At 69.6% G+C, this 17,549-nt stretch carries 16 protein-coding genes; 8 read left to right on the forward strand and 8 right to left on the reverse strand.

Annotated elements, in window-relative coordinates:
• Nucleotides 1–21: 21 nt before the first annotated feature.
• Nucleotides 22–513 (forward strand): hypothetical protein, encoded by a 492-nt coding sequence (locus QFZ29_RS04825; RefSeq protein WP_306893097.1) that lies wholly within the window; start codon nucleotides 22–24, stop codon nucleotides 511–513.
• 3 nt (nucleotides 514–516) lie between these two features.
• On the opposite strand, the gene bcp is transcribed toward QFZ29_RS04825, so the two are convergent.
• The 3 genes from bcp to aroA all read right to left on the reverse strand — a co-directional run bounded on the left by bcp (nucleotide 517) and on the right by aroA (nucleotide 3,471).
• On the reverse strand, nucleotides 517–993 hold the full coding sequence (bcp, locus tag QFZ29_RS04830; protein ID WP_306893098.1) for a thioredoxin-dependent thiol peroxidase: 477 nt from the start codon (nucleotides 991–993) through the stop codon (nucleotides 517–519).
• A 67-nt stretch (nucleotides 994–1,060) separates the two neighbouring features.
• Entirely contained in the window at nucleotides 1,061–2,104 is a 1,044-nt protein-coding gene (gene rsgA / locus QFZ29_RS04835) for a ribosome small subunit-dependent GTPase A (protein WP_306893099.1), read from the reverse strand.
• Nucleotides 2,101–3,471, reverse strand: a complete 1,371-nt coding sequence (gene aroA, locus QFZ29_RS04840; RefSeq protein ID WP_306893100.1) for a 3-phosphoshikimate 1-carboxyvinyltransferase — start codon at nucleotides 3,469–3,471, stop codon at nucleotides 2,101–2,103. The genes rsgA and aroA overlap by 4 nt, the downstream gene beginning before the upstream one ends.
• 109 nt (nucleotides 3,472–3,580) lie before the next feature.
• Here aroA and QFZ29_RS04845 point away from each other — a divergent pair, with 109 nt between their 5' ends.
• Nucleotides 3,581–4,213: a sigma-70 family RNA polymerase sigma factor gene (locus QFZ29_RS04845; RefSeq protein ID WP_206737360.1), complete on the forward strand. Its 633-nt coding sequence runs from the start codon at nucleotides 3,581–3,583 to the stop codon at nucleotides 4,211–4,213.
• Nucleotides 4,210–4,467, forward strand: a complete 258-nt coding sequence (locus tag QFZ29_RS04850) for a zf-HC2 domain-containing protein (RefSeq protein WP_129522445.1) — start codon at nucleotides 4,210–4,212, stop codon at nucleotides 4,465–4,467. Before QFZ29_RS04845 ends, QFZ29_RS04850 begins: the two co-directional genes overlap by 4 nt.
• 87 nt (nucleotides 4,468–4,554) lie before the next feature.
• Here the strand turns inward: QFZ29_RS04850 and QFZ29_RS04855 are convergent, their stop codons facing one another.
• Entirely contained in the window at nucleotides 4,555–8,475 is a 3,921-nt protein-coding gene (locus QFZ29_RS04855) for a multifunctional oxoglutarate decarboxylase/oxoglutarate dehydrogenase thiamine pyrophosphate-binding subunit/dihydrolipoyllysine-residue succinyltransferase subunit (protein WP_306893101.1), read from the reverse strand.
• A gap of 148 nt (nucleotides 8,476–8,623) precedes the next feature.
• Here QFZ29_RS04855 and QFZ29_RS04860 point away from each other — a divergent pair, with 148 nt between their 5' ends.
• From QFZ29_RS04860 to QFZ29_RS04875, 4 genes are all read left to right on the forward strand, one after another.
• Nucleotides 8,624–10,063, forward strand: coding sequence for a GuaB1 family IMP dehydrogenase-related protein (locus QFZ29_RS04860; RefSeq protein ID WP_306893102.1), 1,440 nt, complete (start codon nucleotides 8,624–8,626; stop codon nucleotides 10,061–10,063).
• 136 nt (nucleotides 10,064–10,199) lie between these two features.
• Nucleotides 10,200–11,531 (forward strand): hemolysin family protein, encoded by a 1,332-nt coding sequence (locus QFZ29_RS04865; protein WP_306893103.1) that lies wholly within the window; start codon nucleotides 10,200–10,202, stop codon nucleotides 11,529–11,531.
• Complete coding sequence (locus QFZ29_RS04870) at nucleotides 11,528–12,565, forward strand: hemolysin family protein (protein ID WP_306893104.1); 1,038 nt, start codon at nucleotides 11,528–11,530, stop codon at nucleotides 12,563–12,565. Before QFZ29_RS04865 ends, QFZ29_RS04870 begins: the two co-directional genes overlap by 4 nt.
• 183 nt (nucleotides 12,566–12,748) lie before the next feature.
• Nucleotides 12,749–13,174 carry a VOC family protein gene (locus tag QFZ29_RS04875; RefSeq protein WP_306893105.1) on the forward strand — a complete coding sequence of 142 codons (426 nt, stop codon included), beginning with the start codon at nucleotides 12,749–12,751 and terminating at the stop codon, nucleotides 13,172–13,174.
• Between the two features lie 6 nt (nucleotides 13,175–13,180).
• Here QFZ29_RS04875 and QFZ29_RS04880 read toward each other — a convergent pair whose 3' ends face one another.
• Both QFZ29_RS04880 and QFZ29_RS04885 read right to left on the reverse strand, forming a co-directional pair.
• Nucleotides 13,181–14,254, reverse strand: a complete 1,074-nt coding sequence (locus QFZ29_RS04880; RefSeq protein WP_306896601.1) for an NADH:flavin oxidoreductase/NADH oxidase — start codon at nucleotides 14,252–14,254, stop codon at nucleotides 13,181–13,183.
• Nucleotides 14,255–14,329: 75 nt separating this feature from the next.
• Nucleotides 14,330–14,962, reverse strand: a complete 633-nt coding sequence (locus tag QFZ29_RS04885; protein ID WP_306893106.1) for an HAD family hydrolase — start codon at nucleotides 14,960–14,962, stop codon at nucleotides 14,330–14,332.
• A gap of 23 nt (nucleotides 14,963–14,985) precedes the next feature.
• Here QFZ29_RS04885 and QFZ29_RS04890 point away from each other — a divergent pair, with 23 nt between their 5' ends.
• A complete protein-coding gene (locus tag QFZ29_RS04890; RefSeq protein ID WP_306893107.1) occupies nucleotides 14,986–15,834 on the forward strand; it encodes an ADP-dependent NAD(P)H-hydrate dehydratase in 849 nt (282 codons plus the stop codon).
• A 41-nt stretch (nucleotides 15,835–15,875) separates the two neighbouring features.
• Here the strand turns inward: QFZ29_RS04890 and QFZ29_RS04895 are convergent, their stop codons facing one another.
• Together QFZ29_RS04895 and QFZ29_RS04900 are read right to left on the reverse strand one after the other, a co-directional pair.
• Nucleotides 15,876–16,643: an amino acid ABC transporter ATP-binding protein gene (locus QFZ29_RS04895; protein ID WP_306893108.1), complete on the reverse strand. Its 768-nt coding sequence runs from the start codon at nucleotides 16,641–16,643 to the stop codon at nucleotides 15,876–15,878.
• Nucleotides 16,640–17,476 (reverse strand): amino acid ABC transporter permease, encoded by an 837-nt coding sequence (locus tag QFZ29_RS04900; RefSeq protein ID WP_306896603.1) that lies wholly within the window; start codon nucleotides 17,474–17,476, stop codon nucleotides 16,640–16,642. Before QFZ29_RS04900 ends, QFZ29_RS04895 begins: the two co-directional genes overlap by 4 nt.
• Nucleotides 17,477–17,549 lie beyond the last annotated feature (73 nt).

A 17,549-nucleotide genomic window follows, 5' to 3' on the forward strand; every position in this document is an offset into this window, starting at 1 on the left:
AGCCGTGTATGGGATAACGCTGTGAATCAACGCGCTGACGGGCATCACGACGACGGACACGACGCCGCCGCCGCGGCATCCGGAGCAACACCTGAAAGCGGGGCACCTGCCGACGGAGGGGTGCGCGCAGCTCTGGTCGTCGTCAGCACGCTGCTGCTGCTCGAGGCGGCAGCACTCGTGGCCGTCGTCGTGTGGCTGCTCGTCGATCTCGTCGTCGCGCGGCCGTCGTCGTACGCGACGGCGATCGCGCTGCTCGTGATCGTCGTGATCGGTGCGATCTGGGTCGGTGCGGTCGCCGTCGCCTCACTCCGGCGCGCACCGTGGTCGCGCGCATCCGCCATCGTCTGGCAGATCCTGCAGCTCTCGATCGCCGTGGGCGCGTTCCAGGGCCTCTTCGCACGACCTGATATCGGATGGCCGCTGCTCGTGCCCGCGATCACCGTCATCGGGCTGCTGTTGTGGACGCCCGTACGCCTCGCGTACACGCGCCCCGAGGACCTGCCCGCTTCGTGAGGCTCAGGCGTCGAGGCCGAGCTCGCGGCGCAACCGTGCGACGTGCCCGGTGGCCTTCACGTTGTAGAGCGCTCGCTCGATGCGGCCGTCTTCGCCGATGACGAAGGTCGAGCGGATGGATCCGATCACGATCTTGCCGTAGAGCGCCTTCTGGCCCCAGACGCCGTACCTCTGCTGCACGGCGAGGTCATCGTCGGAGAGCACCGTGAAGTTCAGCCGGTCGCGCTCGGCGAAGCGCTTGAGCTTCGGGACGTCGTCTTTCGAGACGCCGAGCACGCGGATTCCGGCACTCGAGAACGAGTTCAGACTGTCGCGGAAGTCGCACGCCTCGGTGGTGCACCCGGGGGTCATCGCCTCGGGATAGAAGTAGAGCACGACCTTCGAGCCACGCAGCGACGAGAGCGTCACCGGCCGGCCGTCCTGGTCGTCGAGTGTGAAATCGGGCGCGAGGTCCCCGGTGGTCAGTCGAGCATCGGTCATCCGTCCATGCTAGGCACGGCCGCCTGACAGTCGGCTCCGGATGACGCTGCCGGTCCTTCTCGGGGGCTCACGCCGCGGCGAAGGTGCCGAGCAGGCGCTGCAGCGAGTCGAGACGGGCCCGCCCGGTCTCGCCGAGCCCGCCGGCCTCGACGGCCTCGTTCATCGCACAGTCGGGGGCGTCGGGGAGATGCGTGCACCCTCGCGGGCACTGCTCGGCGATGCGAGCGAGGTCGGTGAAGGCGCCGAGGATGTTCTCGGGATTCACGTGGCCGAGCCCGAACGATCGCACGCCGGGGGTGTCGATGACCCAGCCCGAACCGTGATCGGTGACGACGCGGAACGAGATCGTCGACGACGAGGTGTGCCGGCCTCGGCCGGTCACCTCGTTGACCCGGCCGATGGCGCGTTCGGCGCTCGGCACGAGGGCGTTGACGAGGGTCGACTTGCCCACGCCCGAGTGCCCCACGAAGACCGTGCGATGGCCGATGAGTGCTTCGGTGATCTCGTCGAGCGGCATTCGCTCGGTGCTGCTGAGGAACACCGGCAGGTCGAGGCCGGCGAAGTTCTCGAGGAAGACGGCGGGGTCGGCCAGGTCGGTCTTCGTGATGCAGAGGAGGGGCTGGATGCGGGCGTCGAATGCCGCGACGAGGTAGCGGTCGACGAGCCTGATGCGCGGCTCGGGATTCGCGGCGGCCACGACGATGAGCATCTGGTCGGCGTTCGCGACGATGACGCGCTCAACCTCGTCGGTGTCGTCGGCGCTGCGGCGGAGGAGCGTCGATCGCTCGCCGATGCGCACGATCCGGGCGAGCGTGCCGGCTTCACCCGTGGTGTCCCCGACGAGATCCACATGGTCGCCGGTGACGACCGATTTGCGACGCAGTTCGCTCGCCCGGGCTGCCGTGATCTCGCGCTCGTCGGGCTCATCCTCGTTCAGGAGCACCGCGTACCGACCGCGATCGACGCCGAGCACCGATCCGGTGATCGCGTCGGCATGCTCGGGACGGATCTTGCTGCGCGGCCGGCTCCCGCGCCGGCTCGGCCGCACCCGGATGTCGGACTCGTCGTACTCGGGCTCGTCCTCCTCGTCGTCGGAGCTCCACCAGCTCATGCGAGCATCCGCTCCCAGAGCTCCGTGAACTGGGGGAGGGTCTTGCCGGTGGAGGCGATGTCGTCGACGACGACACCCGGCACGGCGAGGCCGATGATCGCCCCGCTCGTGGCCATGCGGTGATCGGCGTACGCCCGCCACGGCCCCGCATGGAGCGGTGCCGGCTCGATGCGCAACCCATCGTCGAGCTCGGTGACCCGGCCGCCGAGGCCGTTCAGCTCGGCGGCGAGCGCGGCGAGGCGGTCGGTCTCGTGATGGCGGATGTGGCCGATGCCGGTGATCGTGCTCGGCTCGTCGGCCAGTGCCGCAAGGGCGACGAGGTTCGGTGCGAGCTCCCCGGCCTCACTGAGATCGAGCTCCACCCCACGGATGCCACGGCCCCCGTCTGCCGTGCGCTCGGGCGCGTGCACCGTGACGCGGCCGGGCTCCCGCTCGACGCGTGCGCCGAAGCGAGGCAGGAGGTCGACGAGTTGCGCGCCCACCTGGGTCGTCTCGGACGGCCAGCCCGTGATCGTGACGGAACCGCCGGCGACGAGCGCAGCGACGAGGAACGGTGCGGCGTTCGAGAGATCGGGTTCGATGTCGACGTCGACGGCCGCGATCGGGCCGGGCGCGACGACCCAGCGACCGGTCTCGGGGCTCGACACCTCGACGCCGCGGACGCGCAGCGTCTCGATGGTCATCTCGATGTGCGGCAGGCTCGGCAGGCGCTCGCCCGTGTGCCGCAGGTCGAGTCCCTTCTCGAACCGAGCGGCCGAGAGCAGGAGGCCCGACACGAACTGGCTCGACGCCGAGGCGTCGATCTCGAGCGCGCCGCCCTCGACGCGGCCGGTGCCGTGCACGGTGAACGGCAGGGTGCCGCGACGGTCGTCGTCGAGATCGACGCCGAGCGCGCGAAGGGCCTGGATCGAGGCGGCCATCGGACGGCGCCTCGCGCCCTCGTCGCCATCGAAGGTCGTCGGCCCGAGCGCGAGTGCCGCAACGGGGGGCATGAACCGCATGACGGTGCCGGCGAGTCCGCAGTCGATCGTCGTCGAGCCGAGGAGCTCTTCGGCGGGGATGACCCGGAGGTCGTCGCCGAACCCGCCGGATCCGGGCTGGCGCTCGAACCCGGTGCCGAGCGACCGCAGCGCCTCGATCATGAGCTCGCTGTCGCGGGACCAGAGCGGAGCACGCAGCACCGACGGCCCGTCGGCGAGCGCGGCGAGCACGAGCTCGCGATTCGTGAGCGACTTCGACCCGGGAAGGTCGAGCACGGCGGAGACCGGGCGCACGGCGACCGGCGCCCGCCACCCGTCATCCGTCTCGGTCTGCCTCGCTTCGCCGTACGGATCGAACTCGGGTGCGGAATACCTCGAAATCTGCATCGGTTATCAACAGTAGCGTCAGCTGACGCGGAAGGAGATGGTGCGCGTGTCGCCTGCTGTACTCGAACGCCCGACGATCGCCCTGTTCGACGATCTAGGATTGCCGGTGATGACTGCCGACGAGACCGATCCCACACCGACTGACGAGACCCGGCCGCTCGGCGAGCTCTTCGAAGAGCAGGCGCTGCCGTTCATCGACCAGCTCTACGCCGCGGCGCTGCGCATGACGAAGAACCCCGCCGACGCGCAGGACCTCGTGCAGGAGACCTTCGTGAAGGCCTTCGCCGCGTTCGCGCAGTTCCGGCAGGGCACGAACCTGAAGGCGTGGCTGTACCGCATCCTCACCAACACCTTCATCAACAGCTACCGCAAGAAGCAGCGCGAGCCCTACCAGGGCACGATCGACGAGCTCGAGGACTGGCAGCTCGGCGGCGCCGAGTCGACGACGGCACGGGCCAGCCGTTCGGCCGAGGCCGAGGCGATCGACCACCTGCCCGACAGCGCCGTGAAAGACGCCCTCCAGGCGCTTCCCGAGGACTTCAGGCTCGCCGTGTACTTCGCTGACGTCGAGGGCTTCTCCTACCAGGAGATCGCCGACATGATGAACACACCCATCGGGACCGTGATGAGCCGCCTGCACCGTGGCCGCCGGCTGCTTCGCGAGTCCCTCGCCGACTACGCCCGCGAACAGGGATTCGCGGCCGACCAGCCGGCGCCCCAACCGACCAGGAGCAAACGATGACCGACTGCGGTTGCGAGAAGGCGAGAGCCGAACTCGAAGAGTACCTGCACCACGAACTGCGCCGCGAGGATGCGGCCGACATTCGTGAGCACGTGGAGAACTGCCTCGATTGCCGGGCAGAGCTTCGCGTCGGCGTCGCGATCACCGAAGTGGTGCAGCGGGCGTGCCGCGAGAGCGCGCCTGAAGAGCTGCGCACCATCGTGCTGACCCGTATCCGAGACATCCAGTCGGGTCACGGCGTACTCGTCGACTGACGGGCCGCGTTCACGCAGGCTTCGACGAACGACGAAGGCGAGCGGATGCCGCGTGGCATCCGCTCGCCTTCGTTCGTCGTTTCGGGGCTAGAGGGTCGTTGCGCGGCGCACGAGCTCGGCCTGCTCGATCGCGTGGCGCTTGGCGGATCCCGTGGCGGGTGACGCGGCGGCGGTGCGGGCGACGACCGAGACCCGACGCGCGCCGAGCTTGTTCGTCTCGATGACGAAGTACGGCCAGGCACCCTGGTTCTCGGGCTCGTCTTGCGCCCACATGAGCTCGGCGTTCGGGTAGGCGTTCGCGACGGCCTTCAACTCGACCGCGGGAAGCGGGTAGAGCTGCTCGAGGCGCACGACGGCGATCTCGGGGTTCGGCTTCTTCTCGAGCTCGGCCACGATGTCGTAGTAGATCTTGCCCGAGAGGAACACGACGCGCTTGACCGCGGCCTTGTCGGTGATCCGAGCGTCGTCGATCACGGGCTCGAACCGGCCGCTCGTGAAGTCGGCGACCTCGCTCGTCGCACCACGGAGGCGGAGCATGGCCTTCGGCGTGAAGACCACGAGCGGACGCCGCGGACGCTGGTAGGCCTGGCGGCGCAACAGGTGGAAGTACGACGCGGGAGTCGAGGGGCGTGCGACCGTCATGTTGTTCTCGGCGCAGAGCTGGAGGTACCGCTCGATGCGGGCGCTCGAGTGGTCGGGACCCTGGCCCTCGTAGCCGTGGGGGAGCAGGAGCACGACGCTCGAGCGCTGGCCCCACTTCTGTTCGGCCGAAGAGATGAACTCGTCGATGATGGTCTGCGCGCCGTTGGCGAAGTCGCCGAACTGCGCCTCCCAGAGAACGAGCGCATCGGCGCGTTCGACGGAGTAGCCGTATTCGAAGCCCATCGCGGCATACTCGCTGAGCAGCGAGTCGTAGATCCAGAACTTGGCCTGATTGTCGGAGAGATTCTGCAGCGGCAGCCATTCCTGGCCGTTGACACGGTCGTGGAGCACCGCGTGGCGCTGCACGAACGTGCCGCGTCGTGCATCTTGGCCGGCGAAGCGCACCGGCGTGCCCTCGAGCAGGAGCGAGCCGAGCGCCAGGAGCTCGCCGAAGCTCCAGTCGATGTTGCCGTTGCGGCTCATGTCGAGTCGCTTCGTGAGCAACTGCTGGATCTTCGGATGCACCGTGAAGCCCGCGGGCTTGTTGTTGAACGCGTCGCCGACGGCGTACACGACATCGGTGGAGACGCCGGTGGTCTCGAGCTCGCCCGTGGGCGCGACCTCGGGTTCGCGGCGGGAGTCGGTGGCGCCGACGATCGGGATCGAACCCGTCTGGGCGGCATGCGTCTCGGCGAAGGCGCGTTCGAGGCGGTCCTGGAAGTCGCGGTGCGCCTCCTCGTACTCCTCCTCAGTGATGTCGCCGCGGCCGACGAGCGCCTCGGTGTAGAGCTTTCGCACCGAGCGCTTCGCCTCGATCAGGTTGTACATGAGCGGCTGCGTCATCGAGGGGTCGTCGCCCTCGTTGTGGCCGCGACGGCGGAAGCAGACGAGGTCGACGACGACGTCGCGCTTGAACTCCTGGCGGTAGCGGAACGCGAGCTCGGCGACGCGGACGACGGACTCGGGATCGTCGCCGTTCACGTGGAAGATCGGCGCCTGGATGGTCTTCGCGACGTCGGTCGAGTAGATCGACGAGCGGGCGTCGCCCGGCACAGTGGTGAAGCCCACCTGGTTGTTCACGACGACGTGGATCGTGCCGCCGGTGCGGTAGCCCCGCAACTGCGACATCTGCATCGTCTCGAACACGACGCCCTGCGCGGCCATCGCGGCGTCGCCGTGGATGAGGATCGGCAGCGTGGAGAAGGTGCCGATGGGCTTGCGGTCCTGCTTCGCGCGCACGATTCCCTCGAGCACGCCGTCGACGGCTTCGAGGTGTGACGGGTTCGCGGCGAGTGAGACCGGAATCTGGTGGCCGTCGTCGGCCGTGAAGGTGCCCGACGTGCCGAGGTGGTACTTCACGTCGCCCGAGCCCGAGAACGACTTCTGCTCTTGCGTGCCCTCGAACTCGCGGAACACCTGGCCGTAGGTCTTGCCGGCGATGTTCGTGAGCACGTTGAGGCGGCCGCGGTGGGCCATGCCGATGGCGACCTCGTCGAGGCCCTCCTTGGCAGCGCCCTGGAGGATCTCATCGAGGAGCGGGATGACGGACTCGCCGCCCTCGAGGCTGAAGCGCTTCTGGCCGACGTACTTCGTCTGCAGGAAGGTCTCGAACGCCTCTGCCTCGTTGAGCTTGCCGAGGATGCGCATCTGCTCATCGTGGGTGGGCTTCTCGTAACTGCGCTCGACCTCGCCCTGGATCCACTTGCGCTGCACTGGGTCTTGGATGTGCATGTACTCGATGCCGATGGTGCGGCAGTAGGAGTCGCGGAGCACGCCGAGGATGTCGCGCAGGAGCGCCGTGCGCTTCTCGCCGAACCCGCCCGTGACGAACTCGCGGTCGAGGTCCCAGAAGGTGAGCCCGTGGCTCGCGATGTCGAGGTCGGGGTGCGAGCGCTGCACGTACTCGAGCGGGTCGGTGTCGGCCATGAGGTGGCCGCGCACCCGGAACGAGTTGATGAGCTCCTGCACGCGAGCCGTCTTGTCGATCGCGCTCGCGATGTCGACCGAGATGTCGGGCGCCCAGCGGATCGGCTCGTAGGGGAGGCGGAGCGCGGCGAAGATGTTCTCGTAGAAGCCGCGCTGCCCGATGAGGAGCTCGTGCACCTTCTTGAGGAACTCGCCCGAGCCCGCGCCCTGGATGACGCGGTGGTCGTACGTGGACGTGAGCGTGATCGTCTTGCCGATCGCGAGGTTCGCGAGGGTCTTCTCGGACGAGCCCTGGAACTCGGCCGGGTACTCGAGCGCGCCGGCGCCGATGATGCAGCCCTGGCCCTTCATGAGGCGCGGCACCGAGTGCACGGTGCCGATGCCGCCGGGATTCGTGAGCGAGATCGTGCCGCCCGAGAAGTCGTCGGCCTTCAGCTTGTTCTGGCGTGCGCGCTGCACGAGGTCTTCGTAGGCGGCGAGGTACTCGTTGAACGACATCGTCTCGGCGCGCTTGACGGCGGGCACGAGCAGGGCCCGGCTGCCGTCGGGTTTCGGGAGGTCGATCGCGATGCCGAGGCCGATGTGGGCCGGCTTGACGACGCTCGGCTTTCCGTCGGGTTCGGCGTAGTAGACGTTCTGGGTCGGGAATTCCTTCAGTGCCTGGATGATCGCCCAGCCGATGAGGTGGGTGAACGAGACCTTGCCGCCGCGTGAGCGACGGAGGTGGTTGTTGATCACGATGCGGTTGTCGATCATGAGCTTCGCCGGGATGGTGCGCACGCTCGTCGCGGTGGGCACCGAGAGGCTCTGGTCCATGTTCGCCGCGAGGGTCTTCGGCAGGCCCTTCAGCGGGACGATCTCGTCTTCGCGCTCCGACTCGACGACGGGCTGCGGGCTCGTGATCGGCACGTCTGCCGGGACCGGCTGGGTGCGAGGGGCGACCGAGGTGGTGCGCGCCTCGGGGGTTTGCGTGATGACGGGTATGGCGGAGGTGATCGGTGCGGGCTCGGCCGGTGCAGCAGCCCCTGCAGCGGGTGCGGGCTCTGCGAGTGCCGGTGCGGCCGGCGCGGCGGGCGTCGGTGCCGGCGCGGCGGGCGCGGGTGCCGGTGCAGCGGCTGCCGGCGGCGCCTCGGATGTCGCAGCCTCAGCGGGCGCGGCGTCGACGGGTGTGGGGGCTTGCGGAGCGGGCCCGGCGGAATCCGGCGCGGCCGGCTCGGGCGGCGGGGCCGCAGCCGTCGCAGTGCCGTCGCCGTTGCCGTTGCCGTCGCCGGCGCCGGTGCGGACCTGGCGGTAGTGCTCGAGCACCGGCCACCACGTCTTGTCGACCGATTCAGGGTCTGCGAGGAACTTCTCGTACATCTCGTCGACGAGCCACTCGTTGGCTCCGTACTCGGCCGACGTGGTCTCGTCGGAACCTGACCCGGTCAATTGGCTCGACACAGCCTCTCGCCCACTCTCTCCATTGATGCTGGATAACCTGCTGGCGGCGTTCACGATGCACGCCCGGCGCATCGTGCGCGATCACCCACACAAGCCTAAACCCCTCTGCCGGACTCGGGTTCCCCATTGCGGCGGTAGCGTGGATGGCATGCAGTTCTACCGGACCACGCCGCGACACGACCTCACGTATTCCGACGTGTTCCTCGTGCCGAGCCGTTCCGCCGTCACGAGCCGACTCGACGTCTCGCTCGCGCCAGAAGACGGGTCAGGGGCATCCGTTCCCATCGTCTCGGCGAACATGAACTCCATCACCGGGCCGCGTCTCGCAGCGACCCTCGCCCGTCGCGGCGGTCTCGGGGTGCTGCCCCAAGACCTGCACCTGCAAGACCTCGATGAGGCGATCCGCTGGGTGAAGGCGCAATCGCCGCGATTCGACATCCCCCACGATTTCGCGCCCGACGCGACGGTCGCCGACGCGCTCGCCTCCCTGCCTCCCGTCGAGGGTCACGGCATCGTGCTCCACGACTCGCGAGGTGAGTACGTCGGATGCATCGCCGCGACGAGGCTCGCGACCGCCCTGCCCGACGCACGACTGGGCGACCTGGTGCACGGCGGGCTCGCCTCGCTCGATGCCGACGACGTCGACTCGCCCCGGCGCGCGTTCGACCTGATGGTCGAAGCCGACCTCGACTTCGCACCGGTGCTCGAGCACGGCCGCGTCGTCGGTACCCTCAGCCGCAAGAGCGCGTTGCGCGGCACGATCTACGAACCCAACGTCGATGCCCACGGCCGCCTTCGCGTCGCCGCCGCGGTCGGCATCAACGGGGATGTCGCCGCGAAGGCGACGGCGCTCGCCGCCGCGGGCGTCGACATGCTCGTCATCGACACCGCGCACGGGCACCAGGACGGCATGATCCGCGCGGTGCGCATCGTGCGCGACCTCGGCCTCGGCGTGCCGATCGTGGCCGGCAACGTCGTGACCGCCGATGCGGTCGCCGACCTCGTCGAGGCCGGTGCCGACGTGCTGAAGGTCGGCGTGGGCCCCGGCGCGATGTGCACGACGCGCATGATGACGGCCGTCGGCCGTCCGCAGTTCTCCGCCGTGCTCGAGACCGCCGAGGCGGCGCGCGAGCACGGCGCGGCTGTGTGGGCCGATGGCGGCGTACGGTATCCGCGCGACGTGGCGCTCGCGCTCGCCGCCGGTGCGGCATCCGTCATGATCGGCTCGTGGTTCGCGGGCACGATCGAGGCTCCGGGCACGCTGCGGCGCGACGCATCCGGTCGCCTCTTCAAGGAGAGCTGGGGCATGGCGTCGACGAAGGCCGTGCGCGAGCGCTTCGACCGGCTCTCGCCGTACGAGCTCGCCCGCAAGGAGCTCTTCGCCGAGGGCATCTCGTCGTCGTCGATCTACCTCGACCCGCTGCGCCCGTCGGTGGAAGACCTGCTCGACATGATCACCTCTGGGGTGCGCAGCTCGTTCACCTACGCCGGCGCCCGGTCGATCGAGGAGTTCCGCGAGCGTGCGCTCGTCGGCGTGCAATCGGCCGCAGGCTACGAAGAGGGCAAGGCGCTGCCGGTGAGCTGGTAGCGCGCGTGTGACGGCCGGGTTACAGCTCGGAAGGGTCGCGGACCCCGCCGATATACTGGCGAGACCATGGATGACCCCCCCTCTGCGACCGAACCCGGCCATAGACCCTCGCCCGTGACCGTCAGGGGAGGTGCGGATGTCTGAGTGGATCCTGCTCGGCATCGGACTCCTCCTCACGATCGGCACGGGCTTGTTCGTCGCCAGCGAGTTCGCGCTCGTGAACCTCGACCGTGCGGAACTCGAGGCGAGGCGCGCGAAGGGCGAGACGAGGCTCGGCCTCACGATCGCCGCACTCAAGATCACGTCGACGCACCTGTCGAGCGCCCAGCTCGGCATCACGCTCACGACGCTCCTCACGGGCTACACGATGGAGCCGGCGATCAGTTCGCTCCTCGCAGGGCCGCTCGCGGCGGTCGGCCTGCCGGAGGGGCTCATCCGCCCGTTCGGCACGATCGTCGCGGTCACCGTCGCGACGCTGCTCTCGATGGTGCTCGGCGAGCTCGTGCCGAAGAACTTCGCGCTCGCGCTGCCGCGGCAGACCGCGATCATCGTGCTGCCGTTCCAAGCGGCGTTCACGTGGGTGTTCCGCCCAGCGGTCTCGCTCCTGAACGGCAGTGCGAACGCGCTGCTGCGCGCGGTGGGCATCGAGCCGAAGGAGGAGCTCTCGGGCGCTCGCTCCGCCGAGGAGCTCTCGTCGCTCGTCCGGCGTTCCGCGAGCGCCGGGCTCCTCGAGCAGGACACGGCGACCCTGCTCGGCCGCACACTCCGGTTCGCCGACCATGACGCATCCGATGTCATGACCGCGCGTCCGGCCGTCGCGGCGGTGCAGCGGCTCGAGCCGGCCGAGGCCGTGCTCGAGCTCGCCCGGCAGACGGGGTTCTCGCGCTTCCCCGTGTACGACGAGAACCTCGACGACGTCGTCGGCCTCGTGCACGTCAAGCAAGCGGTCGCGGTTCCGCGGGAGAAGCGGTCGGATGTCCCGACCTCTGCGCTCCAGTCCGAGGCGCTCCGAGTGCCCGAGACGATGAAGCTCGGCACGCTCCTCGGCGAGCTCAGGGCCCGCGGGTTCCAGATGGCGGTCGTCGTCGACGAGTACGGCGGCACCGCGGGCGTCGCCACGCTCGAGGACCTCGTCGAGGAGCTCGTGGGCGAGGTCGCCGACGAGCACGACCGTACGCGTGCAGGCGTCGTCCGCCGCGGGGATGTCGTGAGCTTCCCCGGCATCCTGCGGCCCGACGAGCTGATCGAGCGCACCGGCATCCGTGTTCCCGAGAACGGCGACTACGAGACCGTCGCCGGCTTCGTCATGAGCCGGCTCGGCCGCTTGCCCGTCGCCGGCGACGAGGTGCCGATCGACGAGGGAATGCTTATCGTGCAGCGCCTCGACGGCCGCAGGATCGATCGGTTGCGCTTCGTGCCGGATCCTGCGCCCGCGGTCGACGACATCAACAGGAAGGGCGTGCGATGAGCGACTGGGTCGGAATCGCCTGGCTGTTCGTGCTGCTCGCGGCCAATGCCTTCTTCGTCGGTGCCGAGTTCGCGGTGATCTCCGCGCGGCGCTCGCAGATCGAGCCGCTCGCCGAGGCCGGCAGCCGGAGCGCGAAGACGGCCCTCTGGGCGATGGAGCACGCCACGCTGATGCTCGCGATGAGCCAGCTCGGGATCACGGTCTGCTCGTTGCTCATCCTGAACGTCTCCGAGCCCGCGATCCATCACCTGCTCGAGGTGCCGTTGCACCTGACGGGCTGGTCGGAGGAGGTCATCTCGACGGTCGCGTTCATCGTCGCCCTGGTGCTCGTCTCGTACCTGCACGTCGTCCTCGGTGAGATGGTGCCGAAGAACCTGTCGTTCTCGGTGCCCGATCGCGCCGTGCTCGTGCTCGCCCCGCCGCTCGTGCTGGTCGCGCGCATCTTCCGCCCGATCATCGTCGCGCTGAACGCGACGGCGAACGGGGTGCTCCGGCTCTTCGGCGTCGAGCCGAAGACCGAGGCGACGAGCACGTTCACGCTCGAGGAGGTGCAGACGATCGTCAACCAGTCGCGTCGTGAGGGCGTGCTCCTCGATGCGAGCGGAACGCTCACCGCCGCGTTCGAGTTCACCACCAAGCGGGTGAAGGATGTCGCGCTGCCGCTCGACGGGCTCGTGAGCCTGCCGCCCGCGGCGACGCCGGGCGACGTGGAGCGCTGCGTGGCACGGCACGGCTTCTCGCGCTATCCGATCCTCGACGTCCAGGGCGAGCCGGTCGGTTACGTGCACCTGAAAGACGTGATCGACCTCGACGACGACGAGTTCGACGACCCGATCCCTGCGAAGCGAGTGCGCCGGCTGGTGTCGATCTACGACGGTGCCGACCTCGAAGACGCGCTCGCCACGATGCGGCGCCTCGGAATCCATGTCGCGCGCGCGTTCGACGGCGACGGCGGCACGACCGGCGTGCTCTTCCTCGAAGACATCATCGAGGAGCTCGTGGGGGAGGTACAGGACGCGACCAGGCGATCCTGAGTGCCCCGCATTGGGCGGTGTCCGCATCGGCTCGTGCCGCGTAGACTGCGGCCCCGTCTGAAATCGAGGTGGGCAACATCATCGCGATCACCGAGCGCGCCTGACGCGACCGAAAAGGGGTGATGACCTCCGGCAGGCACGCGCGTAAACTGACGCCGACCCCAAAGAATTCGAGGATACATCATGTTCGAAAAGCTCATGGCGACGGCCGTGCTGCCCGCCTCCGACCTCGTCCGCGCACGCAACTACTGGCGAGAGGTCCTCGGCCACGAGCCGATCGCGTCAGACGAGGGCGGAGACCTCTACGACTTCGGCGGCACCATCGTGATGGTCTACGAGTCCCAGTTCGCCGGCACGGCGAAGAACACGGCGCTCAACCTCGTCACCGAGAACCTCGACCGCGACATGACGGCGCTGCGCACGCACGGCGTGACGTTCCACGACTACGACATGCCGGGGTTGAAGACGGTCGACGGCGTCGCGGAGTTCGCCGGCACTCGAGGCGCCTGGTTCAGTGACAGTGAGGGCAACATCATCGCGATCGGCGAATTGTCGCCCGAGATGCGCGATGTGGTGATGAGGGGAAGGTCTGCAGCGGCGGGCGGCTGACCACCCTCACCACTCGCCGTCGTTGACCTCGGGCCGGGCCCGCAAGTACTGGCGCGGCCACATCGAGGTGTCGGCGCCGAGCTCATGCGCGGCCCGCATGGCGAAATGCGGGTCGCGCATCATGGCCTTGCCGAACATGATCGCGTCGGCGCGACCCGACGAGACGAGGTCGTCGGCATGCCTCGCGTTGGTGATGCGGCCGACGGCCGACACCGGGACATCCGACCGCTCGCCGACGTACTCGGCGAAGTGCGCCTGGTAGCCCGGACCGATGGGGATGTCGGCCGAGGCGACGAGCCCACCGGTCGACACGTCGAAGAAGTCGGCGCCGGCGTCTTCGGTCCAGCCGGCCACGGTCGCCGTCTGCACCTCGTCCCAGCCGCCCGCGGTCCAGTCGGTCGCCGAGAACCGGACGAAGAGCGGCATCCGCTCGCCGATCTCGGCACGCACTGCACGCACGATCTCGAGCAGGAGCCTCGCCCGGTTCTCGAGGCTGCCGCCCCACCGGTCGGTGCGCACGTTCGAGAGGGGCGAGAGGAACTGGTGCACGAGGTAGCCGTGCGCGGCATGCACCTCGACGACGTCGAATCCGGCGGCGACGGCTCGACGCGCTGCGAGCCGGAAGTCCTCGACGACGCCGAGGATGCCGTCTTCGTCGAGTGCGACCGGCTCGCGATAGCCGTCGAACGCGATCGCCGAAGCCGAGACGGTGGGCCAGCCGCCCTCGTCGAGTGGCTGCGAGCCGGGCCGCCGCATCGGTTCGGGCCAGATCGACGCCTTGCGTCCGGCATGCGCGAGCTGGAGGCCCGACGCGGCGCCCTGCGACCGGAGGAATCGCGTGATGCGGGCCCACGCCGCGGCCTGCTCGTCGTTCCAGATCCCGGTGTCGTGATCGGAGATCCGGCCCCCGGGGCTCACCGCCGTCGCCTCGGCGATGACGAGCCCTGCACCTCCCGCGGCCATCGCACCGAGGTGCACGAGGTGCCAGTCGTGCGGCACGCCGTCGCGCGCCGTCACCGAGTACTGGCAGAGCGGCGGCACCCAGATCCGGTTGCGGATCGTCAGGCCGCGGATCGTGATCGGGGTGAAGAGCCCCGGCGCCGGGGGCGTCGAGCGTTGCGGGACGCGGCCTCGGGGCGGTCTTGAGGTCGTCGCTCATGCGAGGGCCCGCAGCCACGAGTCGAGGCCCACGGCATCCGTGAACACGTGTCCGTCACCGCCGACGGCGCGGGCACCCTCGACGTTCTCCGACTTGTTGTCGACGAACAGGAACTCGGATGCCTCGATGCCGAGCTCTCCGATCACGTGCTCGTAGATCGCTGCGTCGGGCTTCACGAGGCCGAGTTCCCCGCTCACGAAGACCCGCTCGAAGAGCGGCCCGAAGGAGCCGTGGCGCAACCAGCCGCCATAGTCGCGGCCCGCGTTCGAGAGCAGCGCGAGGCGGGTTCCGCCGGCCGCGAGGGCGTGCAGCACGCCGAGCGTGCCGGCATCGACGCTCAGCCAGCCGCGGTGGTCGATCGCCCAGAGTTCGTGGATGTCGACCGGGCCCCAGTCGGCGCCGGTGTCGCGCGCAATCGCTCCCCAGTACTCGGCGATCGACGTCGTGCCGCGGTCGAGTCCGTCTCGGTGCGCCCAGTAGGCGACCCAGAACGACTCGTGCGCGACGCCCGCGCGTGCGAGGAGCGCGCTGCGGTCGGACGAGGTCGGCTCGCGGGAGATGACCTCGCCGTAGTCGAAGACGACGACGCGAGGGGAGAGGCTGATCGGTGCGGCGAGTGTCGAAGGCATCTCCATCAACCTATCGTTGGACCATGGATGCATCGTGGCAGGAATGGACCGCCGAGGATGCGGCCGGGTGGATCATGGAGCCCGTGGCCGGCGACGACAAGTACCGCCGCGGCGTGCTCGGCGTCATCACGGGATCGCCAGATTATCCTGGAGCCGCCGTGCTCGGCGTCGAGGCGGCGCATCGCGCCGGCGTGGGCATGGTTCGGTTCACCGGTCCGCGAGCGGTTCGCGCGGCGGTGCTGGCGCGTCGCCCAGAGACGGTGACCATGGTCGGTCGTGTGCAGGCGTGGCTCGTCGGCTCGGGCATCGACCCCGAACACCGCTCGTTCCTGCTCCAGGGCGACCTGCAGCTCGCCCTCGCCTCTCGCGTGCCGGTCGTGCTCGACGCCGGCGGGCTCGACCTCGTGGGCACGCACACCGCACCCACGATCATCACGCCGCATGCCCGAGAACTCGCCGCGCTGCTCACCGAGCGCGAGATCGACGCGAGCGAGCAGGAGGTGCGCGAGGATCCCGCGGGCTGGGCCGAGCGCGCTGCCCGCGAACTCGGCGTCGCCGTGCTGCTGAAGGGTGCGGTCACGCACGTGTGCGACCCCGACGGCGACCGCTACACGATCACCGCGCCGACGCACTGGCTCGCCACCGCGGGCACCGGTGACGTGCTCGGCGGCATCCTCGGCGCGCTCGTCGCCACGCACCATGAACGGCTCGCGACGGATGCCGAAGCGCTCACGTCACTCGCCGCGACGGCCGCGTACGTGCAGGGCGAGGCCGCGAGACTGGCCAGCGCCTACGTCAGCGGCGGACCCGTGACCGCGCTCGACATCGCAGAAGCCGTGCCGGGCGTCATCGGCTCATTGCTCGCGCACTGACGCGGCAGGAGCCGCGGGGTCACCGTGGGCTCGCCTCGGACTCACGCCTCGGGCAGGAAGCGGGCGAGGAACTCCCGCGAGCGGGCCTCGCGCGGCGCGGCGAAGAACTCGCGAGCCGGGGCGTCCTCGATGATGCGCCCGGCATCGAGGAACACCACGCGATGGGCGACGTCGCGAGCGAATGCCATCTCGTGCGTCGCCATGACGATCGTGGTGCCGCCGGCGGCGAGTGCCCGCACGAGTTCGAGCACCTCGCCGACGAGCTCGGGGTCGAGCGCGCTCGTCACCTCGTCGAGCAGGAGCAGCTCAGGATCGGTCGCGATCGCGCGCACGATCGCGGCACGCTGCTGCTGCCCGCCCGAGAGCCGGTCGGGAAACGACCGCGCGAAGTCGCCGAGACCGATCGAACCGAGGAGCTCGAGCGCGCGCCGCTCGGCCTCGGCACGCGGGATGCGGTGCACGAGCCGCGAAGCGAGCGTCACGTTGTCGAGCACGCTGAGGTGGGGGAACAGGTTGTAGGCCTGGAAGACGACGCCGATGCGACCGCGCACCCGGTCGGCGTCGGTGCGCGGGTCGCTCACGTCTTCACCGGCGAGGAGGATCACGCCGTCATCGATGCGTTCGAGCAGGTTCACGGTGCGCAGGAGCGTCGACTTGCCCGACCCGCTCGCCCCGACGAGCGCGACGACCTCGTGTGCCGCGACGTCGAGGTCGATGCCGCGGAGCACCACGTGGTCGCCGAATGCGCGCCGGACGCCGCGGAGGCGGAGCACCGGCGGCGCCTCGAGTCCGGCCGGCGACGCATTCATACGAGGCTCCCGGCCTGCTCGCGCGCCCGCGTGCGCGCCGAAAGCCAGTCGGTCAGCCGGATCATGGGCCACGCGAGCAGTACGAACAGGAGCCCCGCGACGACATAGGGCGTGAAGTTGAAGAAGTGCGCCGTCTCGATCTGCGCCGCACGCACGGCATCCATGGCGCCGAGCACCGAGATGAGCCCGACGTCCTTCTGCATGGCGACGAAGTCATTCATGAGCGCCGGCGTCACCTTGCGTATCGCCTGCGGCAGCACGACGCGGCGCATCGCCTGGCCGTGGCTCAATCCGAGCGAACGGGCGGCGAGCCGCTGCGACGGATGCACCGCCTCGATGCCCGCGCGGAACACCTCCGACACGTAGGCGGAGTAGGTCAGGATGAGGGCGATCGTGCCCCAGAACGCGACCGGCATGCGGCCGAAGAAGTCGAGGCCGGGGACGCCGAACCCGACGAGGTAGAGCACGATGATGAGCGGGATGCCGCGGAAGAGGTCGGTGTAGCCCGCAGCGAGCGCGCGGAGCGGGAAGAACACCGGACCGCGGAGCGTGCGGATCGTGGCGAGCAGCAACGCGAAGAGGAGCACGCCGACGCTCGCGAAGACGAGCACCTGGACGTTCAGCCAGAGACCCTGGAGCACGCGCGGCAGCGCCGCGATCGCGACCTCGGGGTCGAAGAACGACTGCTGCACCTTGGCCCAGCCTGGTGAGCCGATGAGCGCCACCGCGAGGAGCGCCGCGAACACGAGCGTGCTGAGTGCGCTGACGAGGATGGACCGGCGCGTCTGCCGGCGACGGTACGCCCGCCGCCCGAGCTCCACGTCGCTCGGCATCCAGGCCGGCTCGCGCACGGCACCGCCCGGTCCCGCGCCGCTCGCGCCCGTCGACACTCCGATGCCCGTCACG

This window comes from Agromyces albus (genome assembly GCF_030815405.1).
GTDB classification, from domain to species: Bacteria; Actinomycetota; Actinomycetes; order Actinomycetales; family Microbacteriaceae; genus Agromyces; species Agromyces albus_A.

What these genes read in the sequence shown, in the direction of transcription:
- bcp (WP_306893098.1), bottom strand. Translation starts at nt 993, where the DNA reads ATGACCGATGCTCGACTGACCACCGGGGACCTCGCGCCCGATTTCACA.
- rsgA (WP_306893099.1), bottom strand. Translation starts at nt 2,104, where the DNA reads ATGAGCTGGTGGAGCTCCGACGACGAGGAGGACGAGCCCGAGTACGAC.
- QFZ29_RS04850 (WP_129522445.1), top strand. Translation starts at nt 4,210, where the DNA reads ATGACCGACTGCGGTTGCGAGAAGGCGAGAGCCGAACTCGAAGAGTAC.
- QFZ29_RS04870 (WP_306893104.1), top strand. Translation starts at nt 11,528, where the DNA reads ATGAGCGACTGGGTCGGAATCGCCTGGCTGTTCGTGCTGCTCGCGGCC.
- QFZ29_RS04860 (WP_306893102.1), top strand. Translation starts at nt 8,624, where the DNA reads ATGCAGTTCTACCGGACCACGCCGCGACACGACCTCACGTATTCCGAC.
- QFZ29_RS04895 (WP_306893108.1), bottom strand. Translation starts at nt 16,643, where the DNA reads ATGAATGCGTCGCCGGCCGGACTCGAGGCGCCGCCGGTGCTCCGCCTC.
- QFZ29_RS04875 (WP_306893105.1), top strand. Translation starts at nt 12,749, where the DNA reads ATGTTCGAAAAGCTCATGGCGACGGCCGTGCTGCCCGCCTCCGACCTC.
- QFZ29_RS04845 (WP_206737360.1), top strand. Translation starts at nt 3,581, where the DNA reads ATGACTGCCGACGAGACCGATCCCACACCGACTGACGAGACCCGGCCG.
- aroA (WP_306893100.1), bottom strand. Translation starts at nt 3,471, where the DNA reads ATGCAGATTTCGAGGTATTCCGCACCCGAGTTCGATCCGTACGGCGAA.
- QFZ29_RS04865 (WP_306893103.1), top strand. Translation starts at nt 10,200, where the DNA reads ATGTCTGAGTGGATCCTGCTCGGCATCGGACTCCTCCTCACGATCGGC.
- QFZ29_RS04890 (WP_306893107.1), top strand. Translation starts at nt 14,986, where the DNA reads ATGGATGCATCGTGGCAGGAATGGACCGCCGAGGATGCGGCCGGGTGG.
- QFZ29_RS04900 (WP_306896603.1), bottom strand. Translation starts at nt 17,476, where the DNA reads ATGCCGAGCGACGTGGAGCTCGGGCGGCGGGCGTACCGTCGCCGGCAG.
- QFZ29_RS04885 (WP_306893106.1), bottom strand. Translation starts at nt 14,962, where the DNA reads ATGCCTTCGACACTCGCCGCACCGATCAGCCTCTCCCCTCGCGTCGTC.